The following is an 11,445-nucleotide window of genomic DNA, read 5'->3' as shown; positions in this document are numbered from 1 at the left end:
TACGAGATCTGCGTATGTGACTGGAGTTCTGACGTGTGCTCTTCCGATCTCAATAAAGTTCTTTTATTCTTCCAGAATAGTAGTTATTATAGTATAGGCAAGATTTAAAATGCAATACTTTACGATAAAATAATTATTAAAGTGTATTATATTTATTACTTTAATAGGAGGAATAATAAAAATGAGGAGTAGAATATGAAAAAGTTAAAAGTATTGATTGCAGATAATCAGGCGATGGTTCGACAGAGACTGTTAGATGCAATGAAAAGGGACGAACAGATTGAAGTGATAGCAGCAGTAGATAATGGAAAGGATGCCTATGAGTTATTTTTGATGGAAAAACCTAATATAGTTATGTTTGACTTGCTGTTGCCGGTTTATGATGGTTATTCACTGCTGGATAAAATAAATGAATATGGGGCTGACAGGGATATGAAGCTGATAATGATGACGCCTCTTACAAGTGACCTGATTGTTCGTGAAGCGTTTAATAAAGGTGTTGATTATATTATAACAAAACCTTATGATATAGATAGTATTGTAATAAAAATCAAAAATATTTATAATAGCTTTAATGAAATGATTAGTTTAGGCATGTCAGATAAGAGTGCCGGAGTAAGGAGCAGATATTCGATGAAGAGTGAAACAAATTTTGAAAAATTGGATGCAATTATTTCCGACAGATTAGATGAAATAGGTATTCCAGCGAGATTAAAGGGTTACAGATACATGATTACAGCAATAAAAGAGGTAATTCATAATGAGAACGCATTAGAAGGAATAACAAAGATTTTGTATCCTGATGTTGCAAAGAAGCACAATTCTACACCACAGAGAGTAGAGAAAGCAATTAGACATGCAATAGAGGTTGCCTGGTCAGTAGATAGTGAAAGCAGTTTTAAACAACAATTTACATATATGCTGAGTACAAAGAAAATCAGACCGACAAATTCAGAGTTCATTGCAAAATTAAGTCAGGACATAAGACATTCTGCATAAAGCTTGGAAGAATAGACGTTTATTTAAATTTACAAAAAGATATAATCAAATTAATATAATTTCCTTGCTCTTCGCGGCAGCTGCCAAGGTCAAGCAGGCTTGACTTTGGCTCGTTACTCGCGGGACAAAAGGTCTTTTTGATTACGGTTCGTGTATGAAGAAACTTTGTTCTTTGCCCGTTTGATAGAAAATACAAATTCAGTTCCCACACCTTCGGTACTGATTACATCTATGTTTTCGTTGTGAGCTATCATAATTTCTTTTACAATGGCAAGACCAATGCCTGAGCCGGTTTTGTCTCTTCCTCGGGATAAATCCGTTTTATAAAATCTCTGCCATATTTTGTCAATACTTCCCTTGGGAATCCCCATCCCGAAGTCTTTTACAGAACAGTATTGTTTTTCTCCTTTATTGTAAAGCTTTATAATAATTTTTGAAGATGGATTGCTGAATTTAATCGCATTATCTAAAAGATTATAAAGTACCTGTTCAATTTTTCCTTTATCAGCATATACGTTATAATGCCTTGGAGGAAATTGTATGATAAGTTCGATGTGTTTTTTCTCACAGCTTCCCTGAAAGGTTTCTACAGTGGAGGCAATGACATTTTCCATATCAAATTCTTCAAAAAGCAATTCCGGTCCTGTAGCATTCCAGCTGTTTAGTTCCCTGAGGCCTGTTGTCAGCTTCTCTAAACGATTTGCCTCAGTTAGTACGATGGACAGATATCTGTTATGTTCCTCCAGCGGTATTGTTCCATCCATCATGGCTTCAATATATCCTTTTATAGAGGTAAGCGGTGAGCGAAAATCATGAGAAATATTAGAAATAAAATTCTTTTGGTATTCTCTTGAATTATTTAATTGCTTTGACATATATTTGAGCGAACTTGCCACATCACCAATCTCATCATCGTTGTTTACTTTGAGTCCCTCATATTCAAAATTCCCCTGTGCATATTCCATAGCAGTGAGTCGAATCTCTTTAAGCGGTAAATAAATAAACCACATAAAGTTAAAAAAGATGATGAGTGATAGTGCAAGTATAATTGTATAAGTTACATAAAAAATAAAAGTCACATCATAACTGTTTTTTTTGATAATGGATGTGGGCATGTGTGCGACAACATATCCATAGGTGATATTATTTTTTGAAATATCCTGTACAACACTTAGCGTATCAGTTTTATAAATATTATAAAATTTATTTATTTTATATTTTTTCTTTGAGTATTCTTTGGGGTCAAAATCTTTTATGACAATATTATTAGAAGTGTTGTCTAATGTTTTTGTTTTATCTGTTGTGTAAATGAGTTTGTTGTCGGGGTCTAAAATCATAATATTGCAGTTTAAAACTTTATTAAAATCACTAAAAAAATTGTCAGGGTTGTCAATGTCATACATAGAATCATTTATGACATTTTTTATGTTTTGCGCAACAACTGAGGCATAGTTTTTAAGTTCTGCCGTATCATCCTGCAATAAATTGTTGTATATTAAATTTGTTGACCAATATGTAATTAATAAAAAGCCTAATACAGCAAAAGAAAAATATCCAATAAAAAATTTTGTTAATATCGAATTTTTCATAATACACCTCTAAAATTATTTGTGTACTTCAAATCGGTAACCGACGCTCCATACAGTACCGATAGACCACTCGTCAGTGTCGGCAATTTTTTCTCGGATTCTTTTGATATGAACATCCACAGTTCTGGTATCTCCGGCATATTCATAGCCCCAAATATGGTCCAGCAGCTGTTCTCTTGTAAAAACCTGGTTTGGAGATGATGCGAGAAAGTATAACAGTTCAATCTCTCTCGGTGTCATCTCAACTGATTTTCCCTGGTATATCACTTCGTAGTTAGAAAGGTTAATAATTAAATCCTTATAAACTACACGTTTTTCAGAAGAAGATACTACAGGAGTAGGAGCAGGTGTATATCTTCTAAGAACGGCCTTCACTCTTGCGACCAATTCCTTGGAGTCAAACGGTTTTATCATATAATCATCAGCGCCCAGCTCCAGCCCCAGAACTTTGTCAAAAACTTCTGTTTTTGCAGAGAGCATAATAATAGGAGTTTTTGAGTCTTTTCTAATCTCACGGCATACCTCATATCCGTCGATGCCGGGAAGCATTAAATCCAGTAATACCAGGTCCGGATTGTATTCACGAAATGCGGTGAGCGCAGATAAACCATCATGTTCAATGCGAGTCTCGAAACATTCTTTTGTCAGATAAAGAGAAACGAGATTTGCGATATTTTCATCATCATCAACAATTAAAATTTTTTGTTTGCTAGCCATTGTGTTATCCTCCCAAAATTTAATTTGCTTTGTATTGCAAAATTTGTGGACCATGTGCAGGCACATTCGGTCAAAAATATTATAAAGAATTTTTATGAATAAAATTAGAAAAAATTGTAAAATAGTGTCACTTTTATTTATAGTTGAAATAAAGTCAGTTCCATAAATTATTTAAATTCTACTACAGTGGCACCGGCACCGCCTTCTCCATGTTCTCCGTTTCTGTAAGATTTTACATAAGAACATTTTTTTAAATGATTTTGGATAGCGCTTCTTAAAGTACCGGTTCCCTTGCCGTGAATAATATATACTTGTGGTAAATGGGCAAGATAAGCATCGTCTAAATATTTATCTAACTCGAATAATGCTTCGTCAACAGTTTTTCCAATCAGGTTGAGTTCCATTTTTACTGTCAGAGATTTGTTCATTTTGATTTTACCACTGTTTCCCCTGGAAAGTCCTGGAGCTTTAATATCCGGCTCATCAATAATTTCTAAATCTTTTATATTTACTTTAGAATTTAGTATTCCCATTTTTACTGTTAAATTGCCATCTGCATTCGGAAGCGAGGCAACAGTACCGTTTAAATTCATGCTGAGAACTTTTACACCTGTGCCAAGCTTAAAATCAGATGGTTTATGTTTTTTCTTTGGCGCTGCCGTTTTCATAGAAGCAGAGCTTTGATTTTTCTTTATATTTTTACCTACGGCACTTCTGGATTTCTCTAATTCCTTTGTATTTCCGGATTTTCCGTATTTATTAATGTTTTTAATAGCTTCATCAGCAGTTTCCTTAGCTTCTTTTAGTATATCAAGAGCTTCTTCACGAGCCTTAGAGAGAATTTTATCTTTTTTCTCATCAAGGTTTTTATTTTTTAATTCATAATCCCTTTTGAGTGATGAAATTTGTGATTTATATACAGAAATCGTTTCTTTGTCCTTTTCAATCTGACGCTTTTGACGTTCCAGCTCTGCCAGAACATCTTCAAATTGTTCATCATCTGCATCAATTCTAGCTTTAGCATCTTCAATAATATATTCAGGAAGTCCTAACTTTTCGGAGATGGCAAAAGCATTACTCTTTCCGGGAATACCAATAAGTAACCGGTAAGTAGGACGCAGTGTTTCAACATCAAATTCACAGCTGGCATTTTGAACACCCTCGGTGGAGAGTGCGAAGAGCTTTAATTCACTGTAGTGCGTGGTTGCCATAGTCCTCACTCCAAGGTTCTTTAGGAAAGATAAAATAGAGATACCAAGAGCTGCTCCCTCTACAGGGTCAGTTCCGGCACCTAACTCGTCAAAGAGAACAAGGGAGTTTTGGTCTGCCTTTTCCAGTATATTTACTGTATTTACCATATGGGCTGAAAATGTACTCAGACTTTGTTCAATACTCTGTTCATCACCGATATCCGCAAATATTTCATCAAATACAGCAAGTTTGCTGCCTTCTATGGCAGGAATGTGAAGTCCGGCCTGTCCCATCAGCGAAAGGAGTCCAACCGTCTTGAGAGATACCGTTTTACCGCCGGTATTTGGACCGGTTATAATCAACAATGTAAAGTCCTTTCCGAGAGTTACGTCGATAGGGACAACTTTTTGAGGGTCGAGTAATGGGTGACGTCCCTTTTTTATTTTGATGTAGCGCTGATTATTAAATTCGGGTATTGTTGCCTTCATTATTTTTGCCAGATTAGCTTTTGCAAAAACAAAGTCCAGATAAGGTAATATTTCTAAATTATGATGCAGCTGATCCATATATTCTGCACACATAACGCTTAAATTAGCTAAAATAATCTGTATTTCATCGGCTTCTTTCATTGCCAGTTCCCGAAGTCTGTTGTTTAGTTCTACAACTGCCGTAGGTTCTACAAAAAGTGTAGAGCCGGAAGAGGACTGGTCATGGATAATTCCCGATACGTTACTGCGATACTCTTGTTTTACAGGAACACAGTACCTGCCATCTCTCATGGTAATAAGAGAATCCTGTAAATAAGTTCTTCCATTTTGTGAGTTTACCAGGGAATTAAGCTGCGTGTGTATGCGGTCGTTGGTCAGTTTTATCTGTCTTCGAATATTTTTTAAATTATATGACGCATCGTCAGCAATTTCATCTTCCGATATAATGCATTTTTCGATTTCTTTCTTTAAATTTGTGAGGGGTTCAATTGCATCAAATAAGTCATCTAAACTGTCCGTTTCATTATCTTCATTTCTTGAAAATGTTTTCACTCTCAACGCCACTTTTAAAAGCGAACAGATGCGTAAAAGCTCTCCGGTTCCGAGAGTGCTTCCGATTTCTAAGCGTTTGAGGGATTCACCGATATCATGTATGCCCGAAAATGAAATACTTCCTTTTTGCCATATTCGTTTTAAGGCATCACTAGTCTGCTGCTGATTTTTCTTTATCTCCTGTATATTAGAAGAAGGCTGTAGTTTAGCACATAAGTCACGTCCTAAATTGCTTGCGGCTTCTTCTTTTAATAATTCAATTATTTTATTATATTCAAGTGTTTTCAGCACTTTTTCATTCATAACTAAAATCTCCAATTCTTGTATTTAAACATATAATCAATTATAATAAAAATTAGTGTTAAAAGTAAAGTATAGTTTATGATTAAAGGATAGAAAGAGGAGTTTATGAAATTTATTGAGACATTGAGAGAAGGCGAAAGAATACAGGAAACGTATTTATGTAAACAGAAAACAACAGCAATGACAAAAACAGGAAAAGAATATGAAAATGTTATTTTGCAGGATAAAACAGGTCAGTTAGATGCGAAAATATGGGATCCGGGCTCCATGGGAATTGATGATTTTGATGCTTTGGATTATGTGGAAGTTAACGGTGATATCACTGTTTTTAATAATCAGATACAGTTAAGTATTAAAAGGGCAAGAAAAGTGAGTGAAGATAGTGTCGAGCCAGCGAATTATCTTCCATGTACAGATAAAAATATGGATGAGATGATGACAGAATTGCTGAAATTTATTGCCAGTGTGAATAATCCATATTATAAACAGGTTTTAAGTGCATTATTCGTGGAGAATCGTGAGTTTGTTGAAGCATTTAAGAAACATTCTGCTGCGAAGAGTGTACATCACGGGTTTATAGGAGGACTTTTAGAGCATACCCTGTCGGTGACAAGGCTATGTGAATTTTATACGAAACAATATGATTTGTTGAATCGGGACCTATTGATTACGGCCGCCATTTGCCATGATATCGGAAAGGTGTATGAGTTGTCCGATTTTCCTGCAAACGATTATACAGATGCGGGCCAGCTTTTAGGGCATATTGTCATGGGTTCGGAAATGATATCTAAAGTAATTGCAACAATTCCGGGATTTCCGCAGAAGCAGGCAAATGAATTGAAACATTGTATTCTGTCACACCATGGAGAGTTAGAGTATGGTTCACCCAAGAAACCTGCACTTATCGAAGCGGTTGCATTGAATTTTGCAGATAATACGGATGCAAAAATGGAGACAATGAAAGAGCTTTTAAGCAGCAGCAGTGTGGCAGGTACAGAGCAGTGGCTGGGATATAACAAATTGTTAGAGACAAATGTCAGAAGAACAAGCGAATAATCTGAGAACTTGAGAAAGTCGTATTAGGAGATAGAGAGTAGAGTCTGATACGAATAGCAACGAAAGGTTTACATAAAATGTATAAGAAGAATGATGTTTTGACAATTCAAATTACAGACCAGGGAACAACGGGCGAGGGTATAGGCAAAGTAGATGGCTATACCCTTTTTGTGAAGGATACGGTAATAGGTGATATAGTAGAAGTTAAGATTATGAAAGCAAAGAAAAATTTTGCCTTTGCACGTCTGTTAAATATTGTTAAGCCATCTGTTCATCGTGTGGAGCCGATTTGTCCTGTGGCAAGGAGTTGTGGGGGATGCCAGCTACAGACGATGAATTATGAGCAGCAGCTTAGGTTTAAGCAGGAAAAAGTGTTAAATAATATTAAACGAATTGGTGGAATTGATGATTTTGAGATGAAACCAATTATGGGTATGGAAGAGTTGTGTATCAGGGAAAAGGAATGTAATGGCCCCTTTCATTATAGAAATAAGGCACAGTTTCCAGTGGGATTAAATAAAGAAGGCAGAATTGTAAGCGGTTTCTATGCAGGCAGGACACATTCTATTATAGAGGTGGATAGCTGTATGCTGGGGGCAATGATAGAAGCTGATGCTGAAGAATCTTCACAAAATAAGTTGGGGATATCGAATGGAGAATCTGTGTCAGAGATGGTGGACGTAAATAAGGCTGTCATGGACATTGTGAAGATGTATATGTGTCTGGAAGGGATAAAACCTTATGATGAAGCCGGTCACAAAGGTCTTGTCAGACATGTGCTTATCAGGGTTGGTGTACGGACCGGTCAGGTGATGGTGTGTGTAATCATCAATGGTGAAAGGTTACCAAATGCACAGAGACTTGTAGAACAGCTTTTGAAGGTACCCGGTATGACAGATATTTCTATGAATGTGAATCGTGAAAAGAATAATGTGATTTTAGGAGAGAGGGTCGTTCAACTTTATGGTCCGGGTTATATTGAGGATTATATAGGTGATATTAAATTTAGAATTTCTCCATTGTCATTTTTTCAGGTAAATCCCAAACAGACAGAAAAGCTATATGGTAAAGCTCTTGAGTATGCAGGACTTACGGGAAATGAGACGGTGTGGGATTTGTATTGTGGAATAGGAAGTATTTCTTTGTTTTTAGCGAGAAAAGCGAAAAAGGTAATTGGTGTTGAAATTGTTCCGCAGGCGATAGAAGATGCTAAAATTAATGCTGAGATAAATGGGATTGATAATGCGGAGTTTTTAGTGGGAGCCGCAGAGGTAGTTGTCCCTCAATATTTTGAAAAACATAAGGGGGAGCAGGTATGCAGACCGGATGTTATTGTGGTGGACCCGCCGAGAAAGGGCTGCGATGAGGTTTTGCTCAGAACGATGGTGGACATGGCGCCGGAGAAAATTGTTTATGTGAGTTGTGACAGCGCTACGCTGGCAAGAGATTTGAAGTGGCTGGATAAAAATGGATATAAATTGGTGGAGGTGACACCATGTGATATGTTTGGGCAAACGGTGCATGTGGAGACGGTGTGTTTACTTAATCGATAAGCAAAGGTATTATGTGGACTTTTTGGTGGCAAATCAAGTGATTTGTCCACCTTTTGTCCACGCTTTTTTTATTTGTATAGAGCGAGGCTCTGTTTATTATTGCGGAGTTTTTGTGTAGAAAAGACGGAGCTTTAATAAACAAATAAACCACCGGCTTAGCCGGTGGTGTTGACTAACTGCTGATTCAAATACATCAGCTACAGATATTCTTTGTTATCAAAAGACCTACAAGTATTGTAATATTCGTTTAATGCTTTTGCTCTTTCACGGACTGCATTAGCTTTGGTTTTATAACCACCTTTTGAGGTTTGCCTCCTTTCTTAATTTTGGGGATAAAAATAACACTAGCGTTCATAGATAATGTCTGAAAGTGATACGATACTAGTTACTTAGGGTGGTAATGTACCGTGCTTTGGAGTTGTCTGTCATGGGAGGCTTTTTTTTGTGTGTAAAATAAGTAATAACAAGAGCTATCACACTGCACAACATTGTCACGAAACCAAATTAATCACTATATGTAATCATTGGCGTCAACCCCTTTCTTTTGTAAAGTCCGGCAGTTGATTTTATATCATCATTAATAGCAATATTTCCATTGCAATAGTAGCTTTTTTACTATCTCTTTTTATTATCGAATATAGTGTTGTTGGAGCAACTTCGACTTTATTGGATAAGTTTATTAGCATTAATGTTTTTTCATTCATCAGTTGTTAATTTTTGAACCTATTCCCATAATTGTTTACCTTTCTATAAAAAGAAAATGTACTAAATAAATGCAAATATAAATAAAAATATACTCAAATGGGTAAAACGTTAACAAATAACGCAAACAAGTATATGATACAAACATGGGTTATGCAAATGTGTATAAAAAAGGTAAAAGCAAATGCTTGCCAAATTGTAATATGAAAAAACTTTTTAAATTGGAGACCTAAGAGACGCAAAAGGAATGAGGTGGTTAGCAAGTACAGAATAAGAAAATTTCTATATAATGCAGGTAAGGACAGAACCAATAAAAAATCGGCTCTGCCCTTAAGTAACTTAAAATATTATATTATTTTTTTAATTTGTGATAAACTCGAAGTTGTCCTTAAACTTAACAGTTTTTCCACCAAAACTATCTTTTAATGTTATTTTAGAAAAGAGGTTTCTTTTCACTGTATCTGTTATAAATAAATCGTAACAATTTAGACCTCTTCGTATGGCACTTCCTTTAGTCTTATCATTTAATCCCATCCATGTGGAACCGATTATAATTTTAGGTTGAATTAATTTAATAAGATTTCTTTCGTTAAAAAACATCATACTAAAGTTAAAAGACGGAGTACAATCTGCATATAATGCCATAGCATTAAGAAGGTTGTGGTCAGCGATTTCTTCTGAGTTTGTTAGTCTTACTATTGTACCATCAGGTATTTTTTTAAAAAAGTCATGTTGTCTTGCTTTTCCATGATGGGAGACTTTATATATTATATTTTTAAATCCATCTTTTATTAAATATTTAGAATATTCAGCTGTTGAACAAATCTTTGCCATTGCATCACTTTGAATATCACCGGGAAGAATTATTTTAAAATTCTTGCTTTTGGTATTATCATTTTTGGTTACATTATCTTTTATAATAGTAATTAAGCTATTATTATTTTCTGCTGTTGTACTGTTACCATAATCTTTTAATGGAGGCAATATAATAATCTGGCAACCTGTTCCTAGAACTGAAATGGTTTCTATGTTATTTACATAATTTACTGTACTTTTTTTCCAATTTTTAAAAAAATTAGTTGCTGCATTGTTACTTGCATCAGATTTGACTTTGCCTTTGATTCCAAAATAATACGTTTTTTTAATTTTGATTTTTGATATATTAACCTCGCTTAATCTCTTACCAAAAACTTCAGAAGCAGTAAAATCTAAACCGTTTACATAAAGATTATTAATAGTTATCGCCACACCTGATTTAGCTTTTTTAACTAGGCTTGCTAATCCTTGGACATGGTCTATATGTTTATGGGAAATAATTAAGTAGTCAATTGTAATATTTGTGGATTTTCCTATTAAATTAGTAATTGAAGTATTATCTCCCAAGTCTAAGACAGCAATACGAGTTGTTTTTCATGATATTCTCCTTTACTAATTTCCTTTATTGCAAAAAACGTTTTTAAAATACTAAAAATATTAAAAAATGTCAAGTTTTTTATTTATTAGACAGATTGTTTAGAATGTGAAGATGAAAAACAGCATGTTGTTTAAGAATTAAAATAATAAAATGTCACATATTCTTATTATTCACAATTTTACTTTAATTAAGTATTGATTTTTGCATAAACTTTCTCCAAAATGTTTGAGGGGGAGAAAGTTTATGAAGAATTGAGGTAGATTATGGAAAATTATATAAGATTAACTGCAAATTTATTAAGACAACTGGGAGTGAATGCATCATATACAGGTTTTAAGTATACAGTGTGTGCTGTCGTAAAAAATATACAGAATCCGGATTTAATTACATATATATGCAAAGGACTTTATGCTAATATTGCAATTGAAAACCATGTAAATATAAGTTGTGTCGAAAGAAATATTAGAACAATCGTTGAAACTATTTGGAAATCAGGTGATAGGGAGTTATTAAATGAAGTCTGCGGCAGGAAAATTATGGAGAAGCCGAAAAATACGTTTTTTATTGATGTTATTTCTCAGTATATTATTGATTTGAGTGATGAATAGGGGACTATATTATTATCGTAAATTAAGTTATAAATTTTTATATAGGGCACTTTAAAATAAATTCTCCCCATAAGCCCTTTATTAAATTTTATTTCAGTAAAAATCTAATAAATTATTAGTATATTTAATCAAATTATCATTAGAGATAATATCTTATCGTATAACAAAAAATCCCACTTACTAAAAAATGAATATATTGAATTGTAATATATGAAATTATATAATAAAAAATAGCAAAGTAGGAGGGAGAGCGTAGCCCTCCTAAAAAATTAT

At 34.4% G+C, this 11,445-nt stretch carries 8 protein-coding genes; 4 read left to right on the top strand and 4 right to left on the bottom strand.

Annotation, left to right across the window (positions count from 1 at the left end; translation table 11 throughout):
• The first annotated feature begins 195 nt into the window (after nt 1–195).
• Nucleotides 196–999: a sporulation transcription factor Spo0A gene (spo0A, locus tag Q5O86_RS04335; protein WP_302625923.1), complete on the top strand. Its 804-nt coding sequence runs from the start codon at nt 196–198 to the stop codon at nt 997–999.
• A gap of 113 nt (nt 1,000–1,112) precedes the next feature.
• On the opposite strand, the gene Q5O86_RS04330 is transcribed toward spo0A, so the two are convergent.
• The 3 genes from Q5O86_RS04330 to Q5O86_RS04320 form a co-directional block, all read right to left on the bottom strand.
• Nucleotides 1,113–2,588, bottom strand: a complete 1,476-nt coding sequence (locus Q5O86_RS04330; RefSeq protein WP_302625922.1) for a cell wall metabolism sensor histidine kinase WalK — start codon at nt 2,586–2,588, stop codon at nt 1,113–1,115.
• Nucleotides 2,589–2,603: 15 nt separating this feature from the next.
• A complete protein-coding gene (locus Q5O86_RS04325; protein WP_302625921.1) occupies nt 2,604–3,305 on the bottom strand; it encodes a response regulator transcription factor in 702 nt (233 codons plus the stop codon).
• 167 nt (nt 3,306–3,472) lie between these two features.
• Nucleotides 3,473–5,839 (bottom strand): endonuclease MutS2, encoded by a 2,367-nt coding sequence (locus Q5O86_RS04320; protein WP_302625920.1) that lies wholly within the window; start codon nt 5,837–5,839, stop codon nt 3,473–3,475.
• Between the two features lie 105 nt (nt 5,840–5,944).
• Between Q5O86_RS04320 and Q5O86_RS04315 the strand changes: the two genes are divergently transcribed.
• The gene (locus tag Q5O86_RS04315; RefSeq protein WP_302625919.1) at nt 5,945–6,895 is read left to right on the top strand and encodes a 3'-5' exoribonuclease YhaM family protein; all 951 of its coding nucleotides are present in this window, start codon (nt 5,945–5,947) and stop codon (nt 6,893–6,895) included.
• 77 nt (nt 6,896–6,972) lie between these two features.
• Nucleotides 6,973–8,448 (top strand): 23S rRNA (uracil(1939)-C(5))-methyltransferase RlmD, encoded by a 1,476-nt coding sequence (gene rlmD, locus Q5O86_RS04310; protein WP_302625918.1) that lies wholly within the window; start codon nt 6,973–6,975, stop codon nt 8,446–8,448.
• A gap of 1,062 nt (nt 8,449–9,510) precedes the next feature.
• On the opposite strand, the gene Q5O86_RS04305 is transcribed toward rlmD, so the two are convergent.
• Nucleotides 9,511–10,533: a hypothetical protein gene (locus Q5O86_RS04305; protein WP_302625917.1), complete on the bottom strand. Its 1,023-nt coding sequence runs from the start codon at nt 10,531–10,533 to the stop codon at nt 9,511–9,513.
• Nucleotides 10,534–10,827: 294 nt separating this feature from the next.
• Between Q5O86_RS04305 and Q5O86_RS04300 the strand changes: the two genes are divergently transcribed.
• On the top strand, nt 10,828–11,172 hold the full coding sequence (locus tag Q5O86_RS04300) for a sporulation initiation factor Spo0A C-terminal domain-containing protein (protein ID WP_302625916.1): 345 nt from the start codon (nt 10,828–10,830) through the stop codon (nt 11,170–11,172).
• Nucleotides 11,173–11,445 lie beyond the last annotated feature (273 nt).

Source organism: uncultured Eubacterium sp., assembly GCF_937958975.1.
Taxonomy (GTDB): Bacteria; Bacillota; Clostridia; order Lachnospirales; family Lachnospiraceae; genus Eubacterium_G.
This window is presented reverse-complemented; position numbering and strand designations above follow the sequence as displayed.